The organism is Pseudomonas sp. TH37, assembly GCF_016650735.1.
GTDB classification, from domain to species: Bacteria; Pseudomonadota; Gammaproteobacteria; order Pseudomonadales; family Pseudomonadaceae; genus Aquipseudomonas; species Aquipseudomonas farris.
In genome coordinates this window covers 259,135-283,654 of record NZ_JAEKFD010000008.1, presented here as the reverse complement: position 1 = coordinate 283,654, position 24,520 = coordinate 259,135, and the positions used below count along the sequence as shown (strand labels likewise).

General features: G+C 56.2%; 18 protein-coding genes and 1 other RNA gene. 6 read left to right on the top strand and 13 right to left on the bottom strand.

What is annotated here, in order from left to right; translation table 11 throughout:
- The first annotated feature begins 31 nt into the window (after positions 1-31).
- From JFU11_RS20915 to JFU11_RS20890, 6 genes are all read left to right on the top strand, one after another.
- Entirely contained in the window at positions 32-1,765 is a 1,734-nt protein-coding gene (locus JFU11_RS20915; protein WP_201061995.1) for a class I SAM-dependent DNA methyltransferase, read from the top strand.
- Positions 1,755-3,071: a restriction endonuclease subunit S gene (locus tag JFU11_RS20910; RefSeq protein WP_201061994.1), complete on the top strand. Its 1,317-nt coding sequence runs from the start codon at positions 1,755-1,757 to the stop codon at positions 3,069-3,071. The genes JFU11_RS20915 and JFU11_RS20910 overlap by 11 nt, the downstream gene beginning before the upstream one ends.
- Positions 3,068-4,120 carry a PDDEXK nuclease domain-containing protein gene (locus JFU11_RS20905; RefSeq protein ID WP_201061993.1) on the top strand — a complete coding sequence of 351 codons (1,053 nt, stop codon included), beginning with the start codon at positions 3,068-3,070 and terminating at the stop codon, positions 4,118-4,120. The genes JFU11_RS20910 and JFU11_RS20905 overlap by 4 nt, the downstream gene beginning before the upstream one ends.
- Complete coding sequence (locus tag JFU11_RS20900; protein WP_201061992.1) at positions 4,117-7,239, top strand: type I restriction endonuclease subunit R; 3,123 nt, start codon at positions 4,117-4,119, stop codon at positions 7,237-7,239. The genes JFU11_RS20905 and JFU11_RS20900 overlap by 4 nt, the downstream gene beginning before the upstream one ends.
- Positions 7,240-7,874: 635 nt before the next feature.
- Positions 7,875-8,459, top strand: a complete 585-nt coding sequence (locus JFU11_RS20895) for a restriction endonuclease subunit S (protein WP_201061991.1) — start codon at positions 7,875-7,877, stop codon at positions 8,457-8,459.
- A complete protein-coding gene (locus tag JFU11_RS20890) occupies positions 8,456-9,832 on the top strand; it encodes an N-6 DNA methylase (protein ID WP_201061990.1) in 1,377 nt (458 codons plus the stop codon). The genes JFU11_RS20895 and JFU11_RS20890 overlap by 4 nt, the downstream gene beginning before the upstream one ends.
- A gap of 114 nt (positions 9,833-9,946) precedes the next feature.
- On the opposite strand, the gene JFU11_RS20885 is transcribed toward JFU11_RS20890, so the two are convergent.
- From JFU11_RS20885 to JFU11_RS20825, 13 genes are all read right to left on the bottom strand, one after another.
- Positions 9,947-10,222, bottom strand: a complete 276-nt coding sequence (locus tag JFU11_RS20885) for a hypothetical protein (RefSeq protein ID WP_201061989.1) — start codon at positions 10,220-10,222, stop codon at positions 9,947-9,949.
- Positions 10,219-11,199 (bottom strand): integrase domain-containing protein, encoded by a 981-nt coding sequence (locus JFU11_RS20880; protein WP_201121360.1) that lies wholly within the window; start codon positions 11,197-11,199, stop codon positions 10,219-10,221. Before JFU11_RS20880 ends, JFU11_RS20885 begins: the two co-directional genes overlap by 4 nt.
- Positions 11,177-11,536 (bottom strand): hypothetical protein, encoded by a 360-nt coding sequence (locus JFU11_RS20875; RefSeq protein WP_201061987.1) that lies wholly within the window; start codon positions 11,534-11,536, stop codon positions 11,177-11,179. The genes JFU11_RS20880 and JFU11_RS20875 overlap by 23 nt, the downstream gene beginning before the upstream one ends.
- Positions 11,520-12,920 carry a YfjI family protein gene (locus JFU11_RS20870; protein WP_201061986.1) on the bottom strand — a complete coding sequence of 467 codons (1,401 nt, stop codon included), beginning with the start codon at positions 12,918-12,920 and terminating at the stop codon, positions 11,520-11,522. Before JFU11_RS20870 ends, JFU11_RS20875 begins: the two co-directional genes overlap by 17 nt.
- Positions 12,921-13,949: 1,029 nt before the next feature.
- Positions 13,950-15,206: an integrase domain-containing protein gene (locus JFU11_RS20865; RefSeq protein ID WP_201061985.1), complete on the bottom strand. Its 1,257-nt coding sequence runs from the start codon at positions 15,204-15,206 to the stop codon at positions 13,950-13,952.
- Positions 15,207-15,393: 187 nt separating this feature from the next.
- Positions 15,394-15,787: a transfer-messenger RNA gene (ssrA, locus tag JFU11_RS20860) on the bottom strand.
- Positions 15,788-15,884: 97 nt separating this feature from the next.
- Entirely contained in the window at positions 15,885-16,160 is a 276-nt protein-coding gene (locus JFU11_RS20855) for a hypothetical protein (protein WP_048396647.1), read from the bottom strand.
- A 304-nt stretch (positions 16,161-16,464) separates the two neighbouring features.
- A complete protein-coding gene (locus JFU11_RS20850; RefSeq protein WP_038978887.1) occupies positions 16,465-16,737 on the bottom strand; it encodes a hypothetical protein in 273 nt (90 codons plus the stop codon).
- A 129-nt stretch (positions 16,738-16,866) separates the two neighbouring features.
- A complete protein-coding gene (locus JFU11_RS20845) occupies positions 16,867-19,677 on the bottom strand; it encodes an FAD-binding and (Fe-S)-binding domain-containing protein (RefSeq protein ID WP_201061984.1) in 2,811 nt (936 codons plus the stop codon).
- A complete protein-coding gene (locus JFU11_RS20840) occupies positions 19,674-20,345 on the bottom strand; it encodes a lactate utilization protein (RefSeq protein WP_201061983.1) in 672 nt (223 codons plus the stop codon). Before JFU11_RS20840 ends, JFU11_RS20845 begins: the two co-directional genes overlap by 4 nt.
- Positions 20,345-21,799, bottom strand: a complete 1,455-nt coding sequence (locus tag JFU11_RS20835) for a LutB/LldF family L-lactate oxidation iron-sulfur protein (protein ID WP_201061982.1) — start codon at positions 21,797-21,799, stop codon at positions 20,345-20,347. The genes JFU11_RS20840 and JFU11_RS20835 overlap by 1 nt, the downstream gene beginning before the upstream one ends.
- Positions 21,796-22,620: a (Fe-S)-binding protein gene (locus JFU11_RS20830; RefSeq protein ID WP_123721319.1), complete on the bottom strand. Its 825-nt coding sequence runs from the start codon at positions 22,618-22,620 to the stop codon at positions 21,796-21,798. Before JFU11_RS20830 ends, JFU11_RS20835 begins: the two co-directional genes overlap by 4 nt.
- A gap of 151 nt (positions 22,621-22,771) precedes the next feature.
- The gene (locus tag JFU11_RS20825) at positions 22,772-24,463 is read right to left on the bottom strand and encodes a lactate permease LctP family transporter (RefSeq protein WP_201061981.1); all 1,692 of its coding nucleotides are present in this window, start codon (positions 24,461-24,463) and stop codon (positions 22,772-22,774) included.
- Between the last annotated feature and the right edge of the window lie 57 nt (positions 24,464-24,520).

Genomic DNA, 24,520 nt, shown 5'->3' with positions numbered 1-24,520 from the left:
ATTCATCTGCGTCGAATGTAGGAAGTAGTCCATGACGGATCAAAAGGGTGCCGAACAGACCGCCAACAGTCTTGCTGAAGAGGTGCTCAATCAGGCTCGTGCTCGTTTTTCGTCGAGCGAAAATGCTGTCACCCCAGAGCCTAAGTCGCTAAAGAAGAAGCCTGGGCGCAAGGCCACAGCCCCTCAAACCAGTAATACCTTGCAGGACCTGCAAAAAACGCTGTGGGCTACTGCAGATAAGATGCGCGCCAACATGGATGCTGCTGAGTACAAGCACATCGTCCTCGGTCTGATCTTCCTCAAATACATCTCTGACAGCTTTGCTGGCCGTCGCGCGGAACTGGTGCGGCGCTTTGCCGATGCCAGCGACGACTACTATCTGGAGAGTGATGATGCTGAACTACTTGCTCAAGAGCTGGAGGAGCGCGACTACTACAAAGAAGTGAATGTGTTCTGGGTACCAGAAGTGGCACGTTGGGAGTCAATACGTGCTGCCGCAAAACAGGTCGATATCGGCAAACGCATTGATGAGGCCTTGTCTGCCATTGAGGGGGAAAACCCCAGCCTAAAGAACATTCTCGACAAGCGCTACGCTCGTGCCCAGCTACCTGACGGTAAACTCGGTGAGCTGGTCGACTTGATCTCTACTATTGGTTTCGGTGGTGATGCCAACCAGGCTCGCGATCTGCTAGGTCAGGTCTATGAATACTTCCTCGGCCAATTTGCCAGTGCTGAAGGCAAAAAAGGCGGGCAGTTCTATACTCCGGCGAGCATTGTCAAAACTCTTGTTGCGGTGCTCAACCCACACCACGGCAAGGTCTACGACCCCTGCTGTGGGTCTGGCGGTATGTTCGTCCAGTCGGAAAAATTCATCGAAGCCCATGGCGGTAAACTCGGTGACGTCTCCATCTACGGCCAGGAGTCTAACCCGACCACGTGGCGTCTGGCGGCAATGAACCTGGCCATTCGCGGCATTGATTTCAACCTTGGCCGTGAGCCTGCCGACACTTTTATCCGTAACCAACATTCAGACCTGCGCGCCGACTTCGTTCTGGCTAATCCTCCGTTCAATATTAGCGACTGGTGGCACGGCAGCCTTGAAGGTGACCCGCGCTGGGTTTACGGCACGCCGCCTCAAGGCAATGCCAACTACGCCTGGCTGCAGCATATGTTGTTTCACCTCAAGTCAAACGGCCGTGCGGGCATCGTACTGGCTAATGGCTCGATGAGTTCCAATCAGAACAGCGAAGGTGACATCCGCCGCGCCATGATCGAGGCCGATGTGGTGGAGGTGATGGTCGCACTGCCCGGTCAGTTGTTCTTCAACACCCAGATCCCCGCCTGCCTATGGTTTCTAACTAAACAAAAGGTGGCCCGCCCCGGCAAAGTTCTGTTTATCGATGCACGCAAGCTGGGTAGCAACGTCAGCCGGGCGCAGATCGAGCTGCTCGACAGCGACATAGAGCGCATTGCGCAGACGGTTGCCAATTGGCGCGGGGTGCCACTGGATGTTGGCGGTGAGATTGCTGATTATGCCGATGTGGCCGGTTTCTGTCGCAGCGTGACCCTCGCCGAAATCTCCGAGCACGGTCATGTGCTGACCCCAGGTCGCTATGTTGGCGCTGAAGTGATTGAAGGTGACGGCGAAGACTTTGCCGACAAGATGCAAAAGCTGACCGCCTTACTGGGTAAGCAGGTGGCGAAGGGCGTGGAGCTCGATCAACTGATCCGCCAAAAGTTGGGAGGGCTGGGCTATGAGTTTTGACTTCAGTCGCTTTGGTGATTTGTTTTCTGAGCCACAGCGAAATGGGCTGACTCGTCCCAGGAAGGTTCGTGGCAGTGGTTTTCCCATGGTCAATATGGGAGAACTGTTTGCGCACCGTCGAATAAAGGATCTTGGAATGGATCTCGTGCCTGTAGGCGAAAAGGAAAAGCACTACTTTCTTCAGGCAGGAGATCTACTATTTGCACGCCAATCCTTGGTTTTGGCGGGGGCTGGGCAGTGCTCTATTTTCTTAGGGAACAAGACAGAAACAGTTTTTGAGTCACACTTAATTCGATGCAGACTCGATCAGCGAAAGTATAATCCGCACTTCTATTTCTACTTTTTCAGCTCCCCCGATGGGCGAAAAGCAATTGAGGCCATAGTTGAGCAAGGAGCTGGGGCTTCTGGAATCCGTGGAAGCGATTTAGTAAATATCCGGGTTCCGAATCCACCAAAAGTCTACCAAGACGACACTGCGTGTTTTCTCGCGAAAATCGACGACCGCATCGTCCTGCTGCGCGAAACCAACGTCACCCTAGAAGCCATCGCCCAAGCGCTCTTCAAATCCTGGTTTGTCGATTTCGACCCAGTGAGAGCCAAGGCGGAAGGGCTTGAGCCAGAAGGCATGGATGCGGCCACAGCCGCGTTGTTTCCGGATAGCTTTGAAGAGTCCGAGTTGGGATTGGTGCCGAGTGGATGGCAAATGGCTACGTTGGCGGAGTGTTGCGAACGGGTTGAAAGTGGCGGAACACCCAAACGGACAGTACCAACGTACTGGGGAGGAAATATTCCGTGGCTTACCTCCGGTGAAGTCCGAAATCCAATCGTGTTTGATACCAAAGAAAAGATCAGCGACCTAGGGATGAGAAATAGCTCAGCCAAGCTCTGGCCCAAAGGAACAACTGTGGTAGCTATGTATGGAGCGACAGCAGGTGAGGTTTGTCTTTTGGCAGAATCTTCAACGGCCAACCAAGCCTGTTGTGCGCTGATTCCAAAGAGCTGCTCCAGAGCATTCATTTTTATGTGTGCAAGGAGAGAGCGTGAAGCCCTTGCATCGAAGTCTTCGGGATCAGCACAACAGAACCTCAATAAAGGGCTGGTCTCGAACCATCCAGTGCTACTGGCTCATACTGAAGTTTTGAATGCTTTTGAGGACTTAGTCGGAGCAATGCTGGATGGATGGATCGAAAACGAACGTCAATCTCTAACCCTCGCTCAACTCCGCGACACGCTGCTACCGCGCCTGATCTCCGGCCAGATGGGCCTGCCGGAGGCCGAGGAGATGGTCGAGGTTCTGTGTGCATGAGCAAGGGCACTATTCCCGCATTGCCCGAAGGCTACGCCGACTGGCTGACTCAGCTTAAAGTCGATATCGCTCAAGCGCGGCAACGTGCTGCGCTGGCCGTCAACGCAGAGTTGGTGCAGTTGTATCACCGGATCGGAGCGGAAATCAGGCAACGTCAGCAGGTTAACGCTTGGGGCGCGAAAGTCATTGAGCGATTGGCGCGCGACCTTTCCGATGCCTTTCCCGATATCCGTGGTTTTTCCAGCCGTAACCTCAAGTACATGGCGTTTTTTGCTCAACATTGCCCTAATGCTCTATTTGGGCAGCAGCCTGCTGCCCAATTGCCCTGGTTCCATGTGGTGACCCTGCTGACCAAGCTGGCCAGCCCTGCCGAGCGTGAGTGGTACGCGCAGCAAACTGTCTTGCTCGGTTGGTCACGCAGCACGCTGGAGCAGAATATCAAGAACCGCTTGCAGCAACGCCAGGGCGCGGCAGTCACTAACTTTGTTGCACGTTTACCGGCTGCTGAGTCGGCGTTGGCTCACGAAACCCTGAAAGATCCCTACCTGTTCGACTTTCTCGGCTTGGGCGACGATGCTCACGAGCGTGATATTGAAGATGGACTGATCCGTCATATCACTCGTTTCTTGCTGGAACTAGGCGCAGGCTTTGCTTTCGTCGGCCGCCAGTTTCGCCTGGATGTGGGCGGTGATGAGTTCTTCATTGATTTGCTGTTCTACCACACCCGCCTCAAGTGTTATGTGGTGGTAGAGCTCAAAGCAACGGCTTTCAAACCCGAACACGCTGGCCAGTTGAATTTCTATCTGGCGGCCGTGGATGCGCAGATTAAAGCTGAGGATGACAAACCCACCATCGGCCTGCTGCTGTGCAAACAGCAAAACCGCTTGGTGGCCGAGTACGCTTTGTCGGGCATCGAAAAACCCATCGGCGTTGCCGAATACCAATTGCTGCGCGACTTGCCCGAAACCCTGGGCCGAAATCTGCCGAGCATTGCCGAGATTGAGGCCGAATTGGCCGGTGATCTGAACACAGGAAGTGAGTTGGAATGACCGAAGACCAATTGGAGCAGGAGACCCTCGGCTGGCTGGCAGAGGTGGGGTACGCCCATTTGTATGGGCCGAATATCGCTCATGATGGTGAGCAACCCGAGCGTGAAAGCTATCGCCAGGTGGTGCTGGCTGAGCGCCTGCGCAATGTCATGGCGAGGCTTAATCCAAAGGTTCCAGTAGCTGCACGTGAAGATGCGTTAAAGCAGGTGCTAGAGTTGGGACTGCCGGTGCAGTTGTCGGCTAACCGCTTGTTCCATCGCCTGCTGGTCGGCGGTGTACCCGTGCAGTATCAAAAAGACGGTGAAACCCGAGGCGACTTCGTTCGCCTGATCGATTGGGCTGATGTGAAAGCCAATGACTGGGTGGCGGTCAATCAGTTCAGTATCCAGGGGCCGAAACACACTCGGCGTCCGGACATCATCTTGTTTGTTAACGGGCTGCCGTTGGTATTGCTCGAACTGAAAAATCCTGCAGATGTGAAGGCTGATCTGGGTAAAGCCTTTGATCAAATCCAGACCTATAAAGAGCAGATTCCGGACCTGTTCCAATACAACGAAGTCCTGGTGATTTCCGACGGTAGTGAGGCCCGTATGGGGTCGTTGTCGGCTGATCTTGAGCGCTTCATGAACTGGCGGACCATCGACGGCCAGGATCTCGACCCATTGGGGCAATTCAACGAGCTGGAGACATTGGTACACGGTGCTCTGGTACCAGAGATGTTGCTCGACTACTTGCGTTACTTCGTGTTGTTCGAAGACGACGGCCGTCTGGTAAAGAAAATTGCCGGTTATCACCAATTTCACGCCGTTCGCGCTGCCATTCAGCAGGTAGTGACGGCATCGCGTCCCGGCGGTAGTCATAAGGGCGGGGTGGTCTGGCATACGCAAGGTTCGGGCAAAAGCATCACCATGACGTGTTTTGCGGCTCGGGTGATGCAGGAAGCGGCGATGGAAAACCCAACCATTGTGGTGATCACTGACCGCAACGATTTGGATGGTCAGTTATTCGGGGTGTTCTCGTTGTCCCAGGATTTGCTGCGTGAGCAACCCGTCCAGGTGGAGTCACGTGGGGACTTGCGTGCGAAACTGGCCAACCGTCCTAGTGGCGGTATTGTGTTCGCGACCATCCAGAAGTTTATGCCTGGAGTCGATGAAGACAGCTTCCCGGTATTGTCCTTGCGGCCAAACATTGTTGTTATCGCCGATGAAGCTCATCGCACTCAATATGGTTTTAACGCTGAGCTGAAAGTGCCTACTGGGCTTCAAGTTGCCGAGAGCAAAGCCCGTTATCAGGTTGGTTTTGCTCATCATTTGCGTAACGCGCTGCCGAACGCCACTTTTGTCGCTTTTACTGGTACTCCAGTATCCGGTGAGGACCGCGACACGCGCTCGGTTTTTGGTGAGTACATTCACGTCTATGACATGCAGCAGGCCACTGAAGATGGGGCGACCGTCGCCATCTATTATGAATCGCGCTTGGCCAAACTGTCGCTGAAAGAGAGCGAGCTACCTACGATCGACGATCAGGTCGACGAGTTGGCAGAAGATGAAGAAGACGACCAGCAGTCGCGACTGAAAAGCCGTTGGGCCGCGTTGGAAAAGGTCGTCGGGGCAGAACCACGGATTCGGAGCATTGCGTCGGATCTGATCACGCACTTTGAGGCGCGTAATCTGGGTTTGGTCAGTATGGAGCAGATGCCCGGCAAAGCCATGGTGGTCGCCATGAGTCGCGAGATCTGTGTGCACCTGTACAACGAGATCATCGCTCGGCGTCCGGAGTGGCACGACGAGGATCCCGAGAAAGGTGCAATCAAGATTGTGATGACAGGCAGCGCATCGGATAAGGCTTTGCTGCGACCGCATATCTATTCTGGCCAGGTCAAAAAGCGCTTGGAGAAACGTTTCAAAGATCCACTGGATCCCCTCAAGCTCGTGATTGTCCGCGATATGTGGCTGACCGGGTTTGACGCACCGTGCGTCCATACCTTGTACGTGGACAAACCCATGAAGGGCCACAACCTGATGCAGGCCATTGCCCGGGTTAACCGTGTCTTCAAGGACAAGCAGGGTGGTCTGGTGGTGGACTACATCGGCATTGCCAACGAGCTGAAGGCAGCGCTGAAGGAGTACACCGGCAGCAAAGGTAAAGGCCGGCCGACGGTGGATGCCTACGAGGCTTATTCGGTATTAGAGGAGAAACTCGACGTTCTACGCAGTCTGCTACATGGCTTCGATTACGGTGACTTCCTCACGGGGGGACACAAACTACTGGCCGGCGCAGCTAACCATATCCTGGGAATGGAAGATGGCAAAAAGCGGTTTGCTGATAACGCGTTGGCCATGGGTAAGGCATTTACTTTGTGCTGCACGCTGGATGAGGCCAAAGCCGTTCGCGAAGAGGTGGCATTCTTTCAGGCTATTAAAGTCATTCTGATCAAGCGCGAAGTCAGTCAGCAGAAAAAAACCGACGAAGAGCGCGAGTTAGCTATTCGACAGATCATCGGCAATGCAGTGGTCTCTGGTGATGTTGTAGATATTTTCGAGGCAGTGGGCCTGGAAAAACCCAACATCGGCTTGCTCGATGACGCGTTTCTCGCAGAGGTGCGCAACCTTCCAGAAAGAAATCTGGCAGTGGAGCTTCTGGAGCGATTGCTCGAAGGCGAAATCAAAAGCCGTTACAGCTCTAACCTGACTCAAGAGAAGAAATTCTCTGAGTTGTTGGGCAACGTCATCAAGCGCTACCAGAACCGTTCCATTGAAACGGCGCAGGTCATTGAAGAACTGATTGAAATGGCCAAAAAGTTCGCCCAGGCCAGCAAGCGCGGTGACGTGCTTGGGCTGAACGATGATGAGTTGGCGTTTTACGATGCTTTGGCGACTAACGAAGCTTCTGTGCGGGAGTTGGGCGATGAAATCCTGGTGAAAATCGCCCATGAGCTGACTGCCAGTCTGCGGGCCAATGTCAGTGTCGATTGGAGCAGCCGTGAAAGTGTTAGGGCTCGGCTGCGGATCCTAGTGCGGCGGATTCTGCGTAAGTACAAGTATCCGCCGGATAAGGCAGAGGATGCAGCGCAGATGATTCTCGACCAGGCATCGAAGCTGTGTGAGGGTTGGCTCTAACAGAAGCTAAGCCCGCCGAGGGTAATGCATATCAGTAGGAATGATGTGCCCGCGCCCATTCGTAAAGAACGGTGAATTGGCTTGAAAAGCTCTGTTTGCCGCGCCAGATCCAAATCGCAAGACGAACGGTGGCACGTTCAGGTATCGAGTCGGGCATTTTCTTGCGAACCAGTCAGGCAAGGGGGGCCTGCCCATGTCCTTACGAAACGCACCGAGCGAACGCTCATTTTCTTCCTCGATGGAATCTCAGAGGTGGCAGCTACCTAAAAACACGGGCCGTGGGGGCTTTCCAGTGACAAGCTGACCTTATACGCGCGGATAACACATGGTTTAGGCAAGAAACAATCTGCTCCGTGCTGAGGAAAATCATAAGTAGTACTGGTGGTACTGTTGACGAGGCTCCCGGGCGAGGCTATATTGGCCCTACCTAGAAGTAGTACTGTTGGTACTGCATGGAAATCCTCAGAGACCACAATGAAAAAGACGAAGCTATATGCAGTGATTTTACCCTGGTTGTGGCTTCAGAATTTCAGCTTCTACTACGAACACACGGTGCCGGGTACCGGGGCGGACTCCTCGACGTACATTAGGGTAAACTCTCACTTAGAACAACCAATGAAAGCGGGTAGACGTCATTGAATATTGAAAAGCTATCCGACGTGATGGCGGTCCGCGCAGGTCATACCTTTAGAGGTAAAGCAGAGGACGGCAATCGCAACGACGGGTATAAAGTAGTTCAAATAAAGGATATCCGCGAAGGAGGCGTTGACTTTGCTACTCTTCCCTTTGCTGCGGTAGAACTAGGTAAAGCAAAAAATACATTACGTTCTGATGACATTCTCATCCCTCTCCGAGGAAATAGAATAGAAGCCGCCCTTCTTACGCTACCTGATTCGCTATCTCTTATCACTACGAATCAAGTAGCTATTCTAAGTGCTCCAAGGGCGGACGTTAAATCCGCTTATATATGCTGGTATCTTAATTCTATCGAAGGTCGCTCCCAAATATCGCGCCTTAAAGTGGGTAGCGTCATATCCAACATAGGGCTAAAAGATTTATCAAGTCTTCCAGTGCCCCTGCCAAGCCAGCGCGCCCAAGTAAAAATAGCGGAAGCTTACAAAAACTGGATATCTCAAAAACAAATTCTCGAATCATTAATCAATAATGGCGAGGAACTCCTAGATGTCTTTTGCACTAAACTTTTGAGAGAAGATTCGTGAATAAATTTGATCACTCGTTCACCAGTGCGATCATATCGGAACTTCGCTCAAATACCAATCTTGATACTCAAGAATACAAAGATTTTTTTGTTAGCGTTTTTTTTGTTTTTTTCATGTCGATTCATCGGCGTGATCTCATGCAAAATATCGACTTATACTTTTTAGAATCAATGCTAACGCCACAAGGTGACGATTTTTTTCCTAAGCTTCTGCTGGCTGCGGAGCACGTTGACGTATTTTATAAAAATGAGCTGGGCCTCAGAGAAACCATAGAGCATTTAATAACTCGTGCAGGAAAGATGAATGCTACCGCTTTTAGACAAGCGTGTATAAAACTGTATGACGTAGTTTCAAGAAATGAACTCCCCGCTGGCGATTGCTTTGAACAAATAATTCAGACTTTTTCAGAGACACAAGGAAAGAGGGCTGGGGAGGCCTATACTCCTCGTGGGCTAGTGGAGATGATGGTAGAAATCGTCGAGCCAAGAGGAGGCGAAAGTGTATACGATCCCACTTGTGGGTCCGGTGGGTTCTTGATTTCGGCCAATATCAAAGCGCTGAACTCTGAAAATCATTCGCCACTTCAAATTCACGGAAGAGAGATAAATTTATCAGCTGCACGGATTGCGAGAATGAATTGTATTGTGCATGGAATTGTCGATAGCGATATTCGTATATCAGACTCCCTCCAAGCTTTAGAAGTTTCTACTTACGACATAATACTTGCTAATCCCCCTTTCTCGCTTGTTACAGATAGCTACGAGAGAAGTACTACGTGCTCATATTTTGAATTCGGCGCGCCCCCTCCAAACAATGCTGATTTTGCCTTTTTGCAAATGATTATAAAGTCACTTAAGCCTGGTGGCCGCGCAGCGGTGCTAATTTCCAATGGGGTTCTTTTTCGAGGTGGAATAGAAGGGGCCATCAGAAAGAAAATCATACAGGCCGGAATAATTGAAGCAGTAGTTTCCCTGCCTGGAGGAATGCTAAAAAATACTGGGATTCCAACCTCTATATTGGTATTGAAAAAGCCAGGGGTACCTGGTAGGCCTATTTTATTAGTCGACTCAGCTGAAGCAGAGCGCCATATTGGCACTGATCTATCCGCTCCGCTAAAATCGCTATTTAGCTCGACCATTGAAAAGTATAAAAATTTCGAGGAGGTCGAAGGTGTCGCAAAGCTCGTAACGACTGATGAGCTGGAGGGCAACAGCTATAACTTGAATATTTCAAGGTATATGCTCACTCAGCAAGTGCAAAGAACGTCGCTCTCTGATCTAATTAGTAAGCAGAGGGAGCTTGAAATCCGTCTTGCAGATTTACAAAGAGAGTTCAGTGAATTGTTGGTTGAGCACGAAATGAGAATTTATTGATTATCGAAACCATACGACGAGTCCGCTCTTTTTTAAATCTCAGCGTCAAAGTTAAATGGCTCGCAACGCGAGCCCTAGCATTCTGACTTTCTCATGCTTACGGCTGGTCGAGCGTCAGATTAGCAATCCGCGGCCGTTTCCTAATCGCTTCCAGACCAATAGGGCGGTGAGTCGATAGTAATACCGGGTGGCGTCGGAATGGTCTTTCAGGTGCTGAGCGAGAAACCAGCGCACATGCTTGAGCTGCCAGGTCCAGGGATTATCTCGCTGCCATCGCTGTTGAATGGCCGCTTGCATGATACAGGCTTGCCGTAGGTGGCGTTGCTGAGTGGCCTTAGAACCGGTCAGTACGCCGCTCAGGAGCAGCATCATATCGAAGGGCTTGGTCACGCTCTCCCTCCAATGTAGGCCGAAACCACATCGATCCGGTTATGCCCGAGCTCAACGCTGATTTGTTGTCGCGCCTGCTGATCAAGGGCGCGGTCAATGCGATAGCAGTGACCACCATTGACCTGTGCGGCGTGGCCAGTGAGCTGCTCGTAACGTTCGCAAGCGTAGGCCGCTCGCAGTTCGTGGAAACCCTTCAGCCCGTGTTCATGCAGCGTTTCGCGGGCGGGGTGTACAGTCTGTTGCAGGAACTCGGAGTAGCTTTCGTCTCGGGCCAGCAAGTTGCGGCTGCGGGTCGGCGACGCATGACGGGCCAACTGCAGCGCCGCCTTCACCTCTGCATTGGCCACGACCCATCGCGGCGCTGAAGCCCCTGAGCGACCGCCTTTGGTGCCGTCCTGGATGTTGATGCGGCCTAAGTGTTCGGCTTCGCGCTGCAGTCGTGGCAGGTCAGCCAGGATCGCTTCGCGCAGGCGCATGCCGGTTGCTCGGGCCAACAGGACAATCGCAGCCACCCGCTCGTGGTGCTGTTCGCCAAGCACCTCCACGACTCGTTGAACCTGTTGGCGGTCCTGGCCATCCGGCGCGCGGGTGCGTACGCTTGAGCGCTGCTTGCCTAACGCCTGGCTCGGACTGGCGATCCTGACATCCTGATCACCGCGCAGCGCCGCGAGGGTACGGTTGACGCTGCTCAGGCGGTTCTGCGCGGTAGTGATGCAGAGTTCACCTTGCTGGATCTGCTGGCGCAGATAGGCGGCGTAGTCTTGTAGCGTCTGTCGATCGATCTGGCGCGCATCGTTGTAACCTGGGCCGTCGTCTGACCGACACCAACGCACGAACGCTTGCCAGCGATCGCTATGCGCTTTGACCGTGCCGAAGTGGCCGCCGGCAAACAGATCCTTGAGCGCTTGCGGGCCGGCATAGCTCAGCTGGCGGCCATAGCCAAAATTGCGACCATCACGCCGACCGACCAGAGCCATCGTCATCACCGTTTTCGTTTGTTTGCAGAAAGAGCAGCAGGGCTTTCCAGTGGGGGCTGAGCCTGTCCACCTGCTGCCAGTGTGTCGGGCGGATCAGGAGGGCATTCTCCTGAAGTTGCAGCAGTGCTCCTTCCTCACGCAGTTGCTCGATCAACAGGGCGAGGTTCGCAGACTCCAGGGGTGGTGTGGCGACAGCGGCGACAGTGGCGACAACCTGCGTCGTTTCTGGCCTGGCACGTGGCGACAGGGTGGCGACAGTGGCGGCGACACGCCGCGATGCTGGTTGCGATTGATGTTGCGCCTGATAGCGGCGCACCGCGTCATTGAGGCGAAACATGGTGGACCTCGAAAGTTTTTCCGTCACGGCTGCTCAGCCAGCGATGAGTGATCAGCACGACCAATAAAGAGGCGGTATGGCTAGCGCTCTTGCGGGCAAAACGAGGACCGTTGCGATTGACGTCGCGGATGGTGAAGTGGGTCCAGCCTTTCTGCACCAACCAGCGCAGCAGTCGATCCGCCTCTTCGCGTCGGTTATTGACCGGCTCCTGTTCGGTCAAGCGCTGGATCTCGGCCAGGTAGTAATCCATCAGCGTGGAGGCGCGCTGGATGTGTGCCTCCTCCAACGAGCTGGCCTCTTCCACCATGGCCAGCACGCCCGCGATACGCAGTACATTCGCCGCCGCCTTGCCCGCGACAGGCTGGATGCCGGCCAGTTCGCCGAACTCCCCAGACTGACATTCGATGGTGTCGTGAATATCAATCCAGGCCCGACGGGCACGGGCAGTCAGCTCCAGTGTGGTGGGATTGAGTGAGCCATCCCTGTGAAGCGACCAGGGCTGTTGCAGCAGGGCGGTGATCCGCTTTTGGTAATGCTGGACTTTGGCATCCCGGCTCAGGTCGATCGCCTTGTAAAGCCGCTGGCCGACCAGGCGCTCGGGCCAACTAATCAGGCAACGACCGAGGATGCCTTGGCCATTGATCACCGGGTCTTTGAACAGCTGGTTGGCCAGGTAGGGCTGCAGCATCAGGTGCAGACTGAGGCGGCGATCATAGGCACGTAAGCTTTCCCCAGCCATGGAGCGCGTCCGGTCGATCGGGCTGCCATCCCAGAGTGTCGACAAGGTGGTGATCGCCTTGAGCAGGTTCTCTTTACTCATGGTGCTGCTGCCCAGGAACTGGCCCCCTTCATCATTGAACAAGCCCATGCTGGGCAAGCCATGGCACAGGCTTTTGACCAGGGCCTCGATGGTGGGCTCGGCAATGATCAGTCTTGGCGGTACCGGTTCGGATAACTCACCGCCTTCCACCTCCGCGTGTTTCTTTGAGGTTTTGGGTTTGGCCATGATGCTGATAGCGGCGCGATAGGCTTTGAGCTTTTCCGCATACAGGGTCCACTGCTGTCGTTCCCAGTCGCGCGCCGCTTTCAATGCCAGTTGATCCACCGCGCTTTTGCGATCCCCCGAGGACGCCACCGTCAGGAGGTAGAGGGACAGCGGATAAGTTCGACCGTCGAGTCGGACATTGGCATGACCCTGGCTCACCAAGGCAGTGGTAGCCAGCACCGATTGCGCGGCCATGGCGCAGGGCACGCCGATCACTTCGGCCAGTCGTTGGACCGTAGGGCCCAACAGTTCTCCGAGTGCTTCGACGGGGTAGGGCAGTGGCGCCTGCTGGTATTCCAGCAATGGTTGTGGTGGCTCGAACGCTTCGCACAGTTGCATCGCTATTCTCCTCAGATTATCGACTTCGTCCTCACTCATCCCGCCACGGTTGTTGAGTGTTATCAGGGATCAAGGCCCCTGCGACCTGTGAGGGTTGTCCTCTCACGCGGGACTGGCGGCTCCTTACGACCGGGAGCTTGGGCATCTCATGATCTGGCCTCCTGAGCACTACCGAAGAAGTGGGCGGGTGGAGGCTGCACTGGCTGACGAGACCGGCCGCGAGATCCTGAGTCAGGTGAAGGCAGTGAGGCGATGACTGGGGCATGCCTGACTGTCAGTCAGGTGCAGTCCATTCCTTGGGCTGCGGCACCATCATCGGCATCGCTGTGGCGAGTGAGCATTCGGTGTTTGTCACGCCGATTGTCACGAGGAGGAAAGCCGCAAAGGCCCGTGTGAGCAGGGCTGCAGCAGTGGTAGGAGCGCCCGTCTCTTTAGGAGGCAAAGAGACGGGCAACAGGTTGGCGCAAGGAAATGGTCAAGCGGATAGGTTGCTGCAGGGCAGCTATAAAGGGGTATGAGTTGCCGCAGTGGCACTCTGGTAGAAGTAGGCATCCATCACATCACTGTGAGCGTGCGAGCCGCCGGACGCTAATCGCACTTGGGGAGAACCACCACGATGTGGCGTAGCCTCAAAGGTTCTGGCTACCTGGGTGCTGTCGAGGACAGCGCTGGTACGGTTCTGGTTTAGCGCTCGTTCTGCTGGCGGTCAACCGTATTTTGGGGGTGACTCTTGCGCCCATTGGTAGCGCTGGAAGGCCTTGGAGGCCGGTGGTTTTCCATGGCTGGGTGGTCGTTCGTCGGTTTTTAATGTGAGCCCATGCGAGTGGGAATGCGGAGCCTTCCCGCTCGCGTGGGCTTGGCCGAGAAAGCCCCAAGGGCGAGGCTTGCAGCGGCGACAGTCGCCACCTCTGTCGCCACGCTGCAGGCCAGGTATTACGCGGGTTGTCGCCGGTGTCGCCGCTGTCGCCAAATCAACCATCACTCCATCTGGGGAGTCATTCTCGGTTACTGGCGGTGTCCGGTGAGCGCTCACCGTATCGGCACGACGTTGTGGTCCCTGGTTTGATTGATCGCAGATGCCGACAGGTTGCCAGTGGCCGCTTTCTGGATGTGCTCACTCCACCAAGCCATCATCGGACGCCGGCGCTCGATGTAGTCCGCCCGGTTGTAAGCGCTTCGGACTTCGTCCTTGTCGACATGCGCCAGCGCGACTTCGATGAGCTCCGGATCCCACCCATGCTCGTTCAGGATGGTGCTGGCCATAGAGCGCATGCCGTGGCTGACCAAGCGGTCCTGGAAGCCCATGCGTTTCAACGCCATGTTGGCAGTCTGACTGTTGGCGTGGGTGCGCGGGTTTCTATCTGCCGGGAACACGTATTCCCTGTGGCCGCTGTGGGGCTTGAGCGTCTCCAGTAAGGCGAGTGCCTGTTCGGTCAGCGGGATGGTGTGCGGACGACGCTTTTTCATGCGCTCCGGCGGGATGGTCCAGATGCGTTTGTCGAAGTCGATGTCTGTCCATCGGGTGGTAGCCGCTTCGGCAGGGCGGGTCATGGTGTGCAGTTGCCATTCGATCAGGCAGCGGGTGATCCGCTTGATGCTGGCGTTCGCGATTTCGATCATGAGCTCGGAAAGCTCATCGGGTCGTAGCGCAGCCATGTTCTCTTTTTTGGGCTTCTTGAAGACCGCCCGAATGCCACTGAGGGGGTTAGCGAAAATCAGCCCAGAGTTCACCCCGTAAGTCATGATCTCGTTGAGCCGTTGGCTCAACCGCTTCACTGTCTCGAGACTGCCTTTGGCTTCGATTGGGCGAAGGAGCTTGATGACCATCGGGGCGCTGACTTCCGAGAGGGGTGTCGATTTCATGCTCGGAAAAATATGCAGCGTAAGTGAGCGCCAGATGTCCTCGGCATATGCCGGTGTGACGGAATCTTTCTTCAGTTCGAACCAGGCCGTGGCTACGTTCTCGAACGTGTGTTCTGTCTCCGCTCGTTTGGCTTGCACCAGCTCGTTGCGTTGAGCTTTGGGGTCGATGCCTTGCGCCAACAGCTCTCGGGCCTCAACCGCTTTCTTTCTGGCTTGTGCAAGAGAAAGCTCGGGATAGGTACCGAGTGCCATGTTGATTCGGTTCTTCGTTACTGGATGCCTGTAGTTGAAATTCCACTGCATCGAGCGATTGACCCTGACTCGCAGCTGAAGCCCGTCACCATCGGTAAGGACGTAGTCCTTGTCTTTGGATTTGACAGCCTTGAGCTGACGGTCCGAGAGGCGGGCGGTTTGAGCGCACATGAGAAGTACTCCATGTCACCTTTTGGTATTCCCAAGATTAGCGCTGGGTAGCCGGGAATACCACTGGGAATACCAAAGCGGCTGGAACTCAAAAACGTTCTATGGAGCCCAGTAGCGCTCAAACCCTTGATTTCACTGGATTTCAGGCACAAAAAAAGACGTCCGTGGACGTCTTTAGATGATGAAGTGGTGGAGCCGGGGGGATTTGAACCCCCGTCCGCCAGTACTCCGCTGTCGGTACTACATGCGTAGCCGTGTCTATTAAGTTAACCCTCAGCGACCCGACGGGCAGGGTGCTTTGGGCGAGTTGTGTAAGTTTTAGCCGCTTCGTCCACAACGTACTGCACGGCGATTCTGTTCTATATGACAATCACTTTGGGTTTACAGACATCCCCTGATGATTGCTGGACCCGAAGGTACCAGGAGGGAAGGGCTAAGGCTGCTTACGCAGCGAGAGCGTATTCCCCGTAGGTTTCGTCATTGGCAACTATAGAAAGTTGCAACAGTGGATTTACGAGTTCTGTTACCAACTCGGCATGCACCTAAAGTTTCGCAACCGGCGTCGAATCCTAAACGGCCCCGAACCTGCTGTGTGTAACCAGCAGGCAAGCGCAGTGTACGCCAATGCGCGCGGCGAGTCGACCTTCTGTCCTTACCTGCGTGTTATCTGGCCCGGCGCTAATGGCTATTCAAGTGGCTTTGAATGTCCTGAAGCGCCTGCTGCGTCAGGGAAACACACTCTTTGTCATTGTTGGCAGCGTGGGCGGCCTTGGCTTGTTCGACTTTGGTGATGACGACACCTTTGGTGGCGGCGTCCAGCGTGGCTGCGCTGGACAGCTTGCTGTTGACTTCCTGGAGCTTCATTACGCATTGATCGCTATCGTTTGAGGCGTATGCGGAGGAGGCCAGCATTGTTGCAGCGATGAGCAGTCCAGCCAGGGCGGAACGCTTCATGGGTATCTCTGGAACGGGGGTGGGGATGGGCACGCTGATTGGGGCTTGACAAATGGACTGTGGGGGTGGGCAAGGGTTCTGTTTTTGCGGGCGTTAGGGGGAAAGATTTTTCCGGGATGCGGGTGTGAAAAAGGGACAAGAAACGCCTGATGCCAGTCAGTTAAGACGAAATGCAATCTGTTGCAGCTGCCGAGCTCGCGAGGCTGCGTTCGGCCGCGAAGCAGTCGTGAGTCTGCCTGATGCTCCGCAAGCTTAGGGTTTACATGGCTCAGAAGGCCAACCCGAAGGTTGGCCTTGTGCTGGATTACTTCCCGCCTTTGTTCGCGTTCTTGAGTTGCTGGATCGTTTGTTCGGTCTCGGCTATGCAATCATCAGTCCCTTCCTTGGTGCCTTTTGCCTGATCGGCTTTGGCTTTCGTGACGCTTTCCATTACCTGATCAGTCATCTCTGGAGGAGTCTGTGACTTGGCATTTTCGATGGTTTTCAAGTTGACCGCACAGAGGTCTTCGGCGGCAAACGAGGGAGACGCCAGCATTGAGGCAGTAACGAACAGACCTAACAGTACAGAGCGTTTCATGTGTATCTCCTTGAACTGAGGGTCCAGGCATCGCTGGCCATCAGGACGGGCTGCCAATTTTGGGGAAGGTCCCACGTTTGCGGGACTTGATCGGTGGACTGCGACGGTGCGTCAGGGTTCTATTTTTCTTCAGGTCGCCCTGGCCTGCGTTACTCGATCCACCAGATAAACCAGCCCGTGGTAGTCAATTCCACCGTGTTGCGTCAGACCAATCTCACAGGTGCGGCTGGTGGAAATCCCCTCACTGCATTGCTGTACCGCGTCCTTGAGCGTGCGTAACGAATGGGCATTCAATTCCGGGGTGGTGAAGCCCTTGTCACCGGCAAAACCACAGCAGTGAATGCCTTCCGGAATGACCACGTTTTTACTGCATTTGCGCGCAAGATCGATCAACGCCTGGCTCTCGCCGAGATGCTGAGTGCTGCAGGTGACATGCACCGCGATCGGCGCTTCCTGGGGGGTGAAATCGAGACGATCCATTAAGTGAGTGCGGATGAAACGCACCGGGTCGTACAGGTCCAGTCGCACATCGCCCAAGTTCTGAACCAGCCGCAAGGTACAGGGGCTGGTGTCGCAATAGATCGGGTCGAGCCCTCCGCGGCTGGCCTGTAGCAGTGCGCCGATCAGTTCCTGGCGCTTGTGTTCGGCCTGTTCAGCGTAACCCTTGGAGGCGAATGGCTGACCGCAGCAGAGGTTGTCCTGATTGTCTGGAAAAACGACCTGGTAACCGGCCTTTTCCAACAGGCCACGGGTTTTTTCGTACAGCGACATTTGCTCTTTATCACCCGCCGCGGGGCCCATGACCCGCGACACGCAGGCCGCCAGATACACCACCCGAGGTCGCTCATCCGACACCGTCGGGCTGAAACGGATGGCCCTTTCCGGTTGTGGCATGGCGTTGGTCCATTGCGGAACCTGACCCTTGGACAGCCGCGTCAGCGATGCCGAAAGCTTCGCCAGGCGTGGTGCCCCCAGCAGCATCCGCGCACCGTTGGCGACGTGCAGGGTGAAGCGTGCGCCTTGCAATGCGGTGGCGAAATTTCCTTCAATCCAGTTGGCAGTTTTCGTATGCGTTGCTTTACGGCTGCGGAGCTTTTTCACCAGTTCGCCGGTGTTGATTCCTACAGGGCAACGTTGTGCACACAGGCCGGTGGCGGCGCACGTTTCGATGCCTTGGTATTCGTAGGCCTGTTCCAGTTCGCTGGTGTCTGTGCCAGCGCGTTTCTTCGCTTGAATGTCACGCCAGATCACGATGCGCTGGCGTGGGCTCAAGGTCAGGCCTTTCGATGGGCACACCGGTTCGCAGAAGCCGCATTCGATGCACTTATCCACAATCTCATCGGCGGCGGGCAGCGGCTTCAGATGCTTGAGGTGGATCAGCGGATCGTCGCTGAGCACCACGTCCGGGTTGAGAATGCCGTTAGGGTCGAGCAGGCGTTTGAGCTGCCACATCAACTGGTAAGCGTCGCTGCCCCATTCCAGTTCGACGAAGGGCGCCATGTTGCGACCGGTGCCGTGTTCAGCCTTTAGCGAGCCGCCGAATTCAACGGCCACCAATTGCGCCACGTCGTCCATGAACGCCTGGTAGCGTGCGACTTCTTCCGCGCTGTTGAAGCCTTGGGTGAAGACGAAGTGCAGATTGCCTTCCAGGGCGTGTCCGAAAAGGATCGCTTCGTCGTAGTGATGTTTGTCGAACAGCTCGATCAAGCGGTTGACGCCGCTGGCCAGTTGTTCCACCGGGAAGGTCACGTCTTCGATGATCACCGTGGTGCCGGTTTTGCGCACCGCGCCGACGGCAGGGAAGGTGTCCTTGCGGATTGCCCAGAGTCGGGCGTTTTCCACCGGGTCTTCGGTGAAGTCGACTTGCTTCTCCACCGGGAAGCCCGTCAGTGACGCCATGATTTGCGTCAGTTGTTCCTGGAGCAAAGTGGAAGAGGCCGCGCGGGATTCGATCAGCAGGGCGCAGGCATTGGTCGACAGTTGTTGTACGAAAGCCGGCATGCCGGGCTTGTCCTGCACCGAGCGCAGGCTGCGACGGTCCAGCAGTTCCACCGCCGATACGGGTTGGCTTTTCAGCACAGTGACTGCGTTGCAGCAGGTTTCTACATCCGGGAACACGATCAGCGCCGACGCCTTGTTCGGATGGTCGATCACCGTGTCGTAAGTCACCGCGCTGATAAACCCGAGCGTGCCTTCGGAGCCCACCAGCAAGTGGCTCAAGATATCCACAGGCTCGTCGAAATCCACCAGCGCATTGAGTGACAGCCCGGTGGTATTTTTCAGACGATATTTGTGGCGAATTTTCGCAGCCAGTTCGGCATTGGCGCGGGTCTCGCGGCCCAATGTCGCCAGACGTTCCAGCAGCTCGGCGTGGCTCTCACGGAAGGCCGCCACACTGACGGCGTCTTCGGTATCGAGACGGCTGCCATCGGCCAGCACCAGACGAATTCCGGCCAATGTGTGATAGGTGTTTTGCGCCGTGCCGCAGCACATGCCACTCGCATTGTTGGCGACAATGCCGCCGATTTTGCAGGCGTTGATCGACGCCGGGTCTGGGCCGATCTTGCGTCCGAACGGTGCCAGCCAGGCGTTGGCCTGGGCGCCAATCACGCCCGGTTGCAGACGGATCTGCATACCCTGACCACGTATCTCGCGACCGTTCCAGTTATCTCCCAGCACGATCAGCACTGAATCGCTGATGGCCTGGCCAGACAGGCTGGTGCCGGCGGCGCGGAAGGTCACCGGGACTTTATCCCGTTGCGCCAGTTTGAGCAGCGTCACCACTTCGTCTTCGGACTCGACGCGAATCACCAGTTTCGGAATCAGCCGGTAGAAACTGGCGTCGGTGCCGAAGGCCAAGGTAGACAGCGGATCGTCGAAACGTCGTGCCTGAGGAATCAGTTGCTGTGCATCTCGCAGGAAAGCCGCCGGTAGACTCATTGGTCCTCCAGGATCAGAACGACCAGGTCTTTCGGGCCGTGGGCGCCGTAGGCCAGTATTTGTTCGATGTCGGCAGTCTTCGACGGGCCGGACACCAGCAAGGCGTTGGTCGGCATGCCTTGGGCCCATTCGAACTCCTGTTGTACCTGATAGAAGTTGTCACGGATTTCACTGGCCTTGAGCAGGGCGAAATGCACTGGCGGCACCAGGCTCATCAGGCGCGGTTCTTCCCGCGTCGGCCAGAGAATCAGGCTCCCTGTTGCGGCGATTGCGCCGAGGGTGGTGGTCAGGCTGGCCGGGGTGTCGTTGAACAGCTCGGCTTTCCATTCCTCGACCGGACGGTCGTAGGCTTTGAGTGCTGGCAGGCCAGGTTTTTTCGCCCAATGCTGAGTGATGCGTTGACCGTGAGGTGTCGTCGGCGCAATCAACAGGCTCGGCAACTGGCGATCTTGCAGCAGTTGCGCCAGCAATTCGGGCCAGCCTTCTCCGGACGTCAGATGAATTTCGGTGTGCACCGCTTCCATCAGTTTGCGCAGTTGCGGGATGCGTTGTTCGGGCGCGTAGGTGTAGGGCTCGGTGACCAATTCGACATCGAAGTTGTCAGGCACCGGCGTGGTCCCCGTCAGACTGTTGCGCAATTTGGCGAGGATATTTTGCTTGGTGCTCATCAGCGGTCTCCCTGTTTGGCCAAATGCTCGCGGGCCATGTCATGCAGTGAGCGGGCGGCGGGTTTCGGTGCGCTGTGGTTCTGGGTCCACGGGCCGATGTTGCTCGGCGTCAGCGCGCGCAGGCGGGTGGCGAAAAAGCCGAACAAGCGATAGAGCGTTGGTGAGCTGTTGAGCTTCGCCCAGGCGTTCCAGATAAACCGTTCTTTGCGCGAGTACTTGCTGCCCTGACCGCGCATCACTTGATGCGGGCTGTCCGGGGCTTTGACGTTCTCTTCCCGTAGGCGACGCAGCAATGCGGGGATCGGAATTTTTACCGGGCAGACTTCACCGCAGGCGCCGCATAACGAAGATGCGCTCGGGTGGTCGGGGACTTTCGCCAGGCCGACCATGTGCGGGGTGATGATTTTTCCGATAGGCCCAGGGTAAACCTCCCCGTAGGCATGGCCGCCGATTCGGGTGTAGACCGGGCAATGATTCATACAGGCGCCGCAGCGGATGCAGTTCAGGGTCTGGCGCAATTCGCTGTCGGCAAACGCCTGACTGCGACCGTTGTCGAGCAATACCAGATGCACTTCCTGAGGGCCGTCGAGTTCATGTTCCTTGCGCGGCCCGGAGATCATGTTGACGTAGGTGGTGATCGGCTGGCCGAGAGCCGAGCGGGTAAGCAGCGACAACAGCGGTACAACGTCCCGCAGGTTTTCGACGACTTTCTCGATGCCCGTGACGGCAATGTGTACGGGCGGCATGGTGGTCGACATGCGCCCGTTGCCTTCGTTTTCCACCAGTAGCAAGGTGCCGGTTTCGGCCACGGCGAAGTTGACGCCGGAGACGCCGATGTCTGCTTCGAAGAATTTCTGTCGCAAGACTTTGCGACCGATCTGAATGAGTTGGTCTACGTCCTTGGTGTACTCCACGCCAAGTTTGTCGTGGAACAAGGACGCGACCTGACCGGCATTCTTGTGGATCGCCGGCATAATGATGTGTGAAGGCTTCTCGTGGTCGAGCTGGACGATGAATTCGCCCATGTCCGACTCCAGGCATTCAATGCCTTGAGCCGCGAGGACATGGTTCATCTCCATCTCTTCGCTGACCATCGATTTGCCCTTGATCACTTGCCGCGCCTCGTGAGCGCGGATGATCGCCAAGACGATGCCATTGGCCTCGTCCACCGTTTCCGCCCAGTGCACTGTCACACCGTTGCGGGTCAGGTTCTGTTCAAGCTGCTCGAGCAGGTCGGGCAACTTGGATAAAGCACGGGCGCGGACAGCATTGCCCAGCGCTCGCAAATGTTCTCTTTCGTGGGCATCGCTGAAGGACGCTGCCCGTTTGCTCATCAGTGAATCCATCGCGCTGCGAAAGTTGTTTCGCAGTTGCGTGTCAGCCAAAGCCTTATGAGCCCGGGCGCGAAAATCTTCTTCTACAGCAACCGTAGGAATAATCGTGGAAGTGCTCATTGGGCACCTCCGGTACGCTGCCACAGGAAACTGGCCAGATGCTGACCGCGCAACGCTTCCTGCTGTTTCTCCAACGAGCCATTGATGTTCATCAGGCAACCGCAGTCGGCACTGAGTACCTTGTGCGCGCCGGATTCCTTCAGCGCTCGGGTCTTGTCAGCCACCATCGCGCCGGAAATATCTGGCATACGGACGCTGAAAGTCCCACCAAAGCCACAGCATTCACTTTCGTGGCTGTGGTCGACTCGCTCCACATTGCTCAGCTGCGCCAACAACTCACGACCGTGCAGGTGGGTGTTCATTTCTCGACGTGCCGAGCACGACGTGTGCAACGCCACTTTTACCGGTTCGCCGCTGTCCTTGAGCTGCACCTTGCAGACAAACAGCAGGAACTCCGCCAGTTCATAAGTCCGTGCCGCAAGGGCCTGGACCTGTTTCAGCGTTTGCGGCTCGTCCTTGAACAAGTCGGCGTAGTGCTCGCGCAACATGCCCGCGCAGGATCCCGACGGCACCACCACCGGATAATCGCCGGCAAACAGCGCCAGTTGCGAGCGCGCCACGGTCCGGGCCTGTTCGGTGTAACCCGAGGTATAGGCCGGTTGCCCGCAGCAGCTTTGCCCTTGCGGGTATTCGACACGAATGCCTTCGCGTTCCAGCAGATGAATCGCGTCCATCCCGGCTTCCGGGTAGAACAGATCCACCACGCAAGTCCCGAACAGGTAGACCCGTGACGGTTTTTCGCTGGGGTATTGCCGAGGCTCGGGCAGTGGCGGGGCGACGCGGGTCGCGTTCGGCACAGCGTTGTAAAAAAGCTCGCTCATCAGGCGTGTCTCCGGGTGGTCCCGGTTATCCGTCCGCTGAGGCTGCTGAATATAGTGAGGGAAGCTTTCAGCAGCCTTGCAGACCCGGTTGTGAATAGCTGACGCCGGGGGCGTAACCCGGCGTCGGTTTTTTCCGTGTCGCGTGTAGTTCTTAGTGCACCAGCATGCCGGTGAACCAGTAGGCCTGAGCCAAAGTGATCAGGCCGACGATCGTTGCAAAGAATAGGCTGTGCTTGAGGGTGAAGCGGAACAGATCCGATTCTTTGCCCACCAACCCGGTCGCGGCACAGGCCACGGCGATCGATTGCGGCGAAATCATCTTGCCGGTCACGCCGCCGCTGGTATTCGCCGCCACCAGCAAGGTGTCGTTGACGCCGATCTGGTGCGCGGTGGTTGCCTGCAGCGAACTGAACAGTGCGTTGGACGAAGTATCGGAACCGGTCAGGAACACGCCGAGCCAGCCGAGGAACGGCGAGAAGAACGGGAATGCCGCACCCGTGCCTGCCAGTACCAGAGCCATGGTCGACGACATGCCCGAGTAGTTGGTGACGAAGGCGAAGGCCAGCACCATGCCGATGGACAGAATCGGCCAGCGCAGTTCGTAGACGGTTTCTTTAAAAGTGGTAAGACCAATTTTGAGATTGATCTTCAGCACCAGCATTGAGATCAGCGCAGAGAAGAAAATCGCCGTGCCGGTCGCGGAAACCGGATCGAGTTTGAACACCGCCGGAATCGCCGTCGGGGCGGTCACGATCGGGGCGACCTTGATCACCATTTGATCCAGATGCGGAATCGCGAAGTTGAACACCCAGCTATACATTGAGCCGCCTGCCGCAAACATCGCCTTGAACGGTTTCAGCGTCCAGATAGTGACCAGTACGGTGAGGATCAGGAACGGCGACCAGGCTTTGAAAATTTCCCCCAGGCTGTAAGGCGAAGGCACGGTGGTGCGCGGCTGGCCGAAACCACCGGCGCTGGCCACCACGGAAGCCGAAACCGCGCCGACAATGTGGGCGCCAGCAGCGCGTTTCGGCTGCCAGACTTTCAGGAATAGGGTCAGAGAAACCAGGCTGGCCAGCGCCGAGGTGATGTCCGGCAGTTCCGGGCCGATGAAGTTCGAGGTGAAGTATTGGGTGACGGCGAAACTCAAACCGGCCACCAGTGCCGCCGGCCAGGTTTCCCGAACGCCGCGCAGGCCGTCCATCATGAACACCAGCCAGAACGGCACGAACAGCGACAGCAATGGCAGTTGGCGACCGGTCATGGCGCCGATCTTGAACGCGTCGATGCCGGTGACTTGCCCGGCGACGATGATCGGAATCCCCAAGGCACCGAAGGCTACTGGCGCGGTATTGGCGATCAGGCACAGGCCGGCGGCGTACAGCGGGTTGAAACCCAGTCCTACCAGCAGCGCGGCGGTAATCGCTACCGGTGCGCCGAACCCGGCGGCGCCTTCCAGGAAGGCGCCGAAGCAGAAGCCGATCAGCAGCACTTGCAGGCGTTGGTCGTCAGTGATCGACAGCACTGAGCTGCGGATTACTTCGAACTGGCCACTCTTGACCGTCAGTTTGTACAGGAACACCGCTGCCACGATGATCCAGGCAATCGGCCACAAGCCGTAGGCGAAGCCATAGCCGGCTGCCGCGAAGGCCATATCGACCGGCATCTGGAACGCGAAGATTGCCACGGCAATCGACAGTGCGAGGGTAATACTGCCGGCCACGTGGCCTTTGAGGCGGAACACGGCCAAAGCCAGGAAGAAAAATACGATGGGGATGACGGCCGCGAGTGCGGACACGCCGAGACTGCCGAGCGGGCTGTAGAGCTGTTGCCAGGTTTGCATATGGGGTGGCCCCTAATTGTTGTTGGTCAGGCACTGGTCAGCGTTCTTGGATAATTG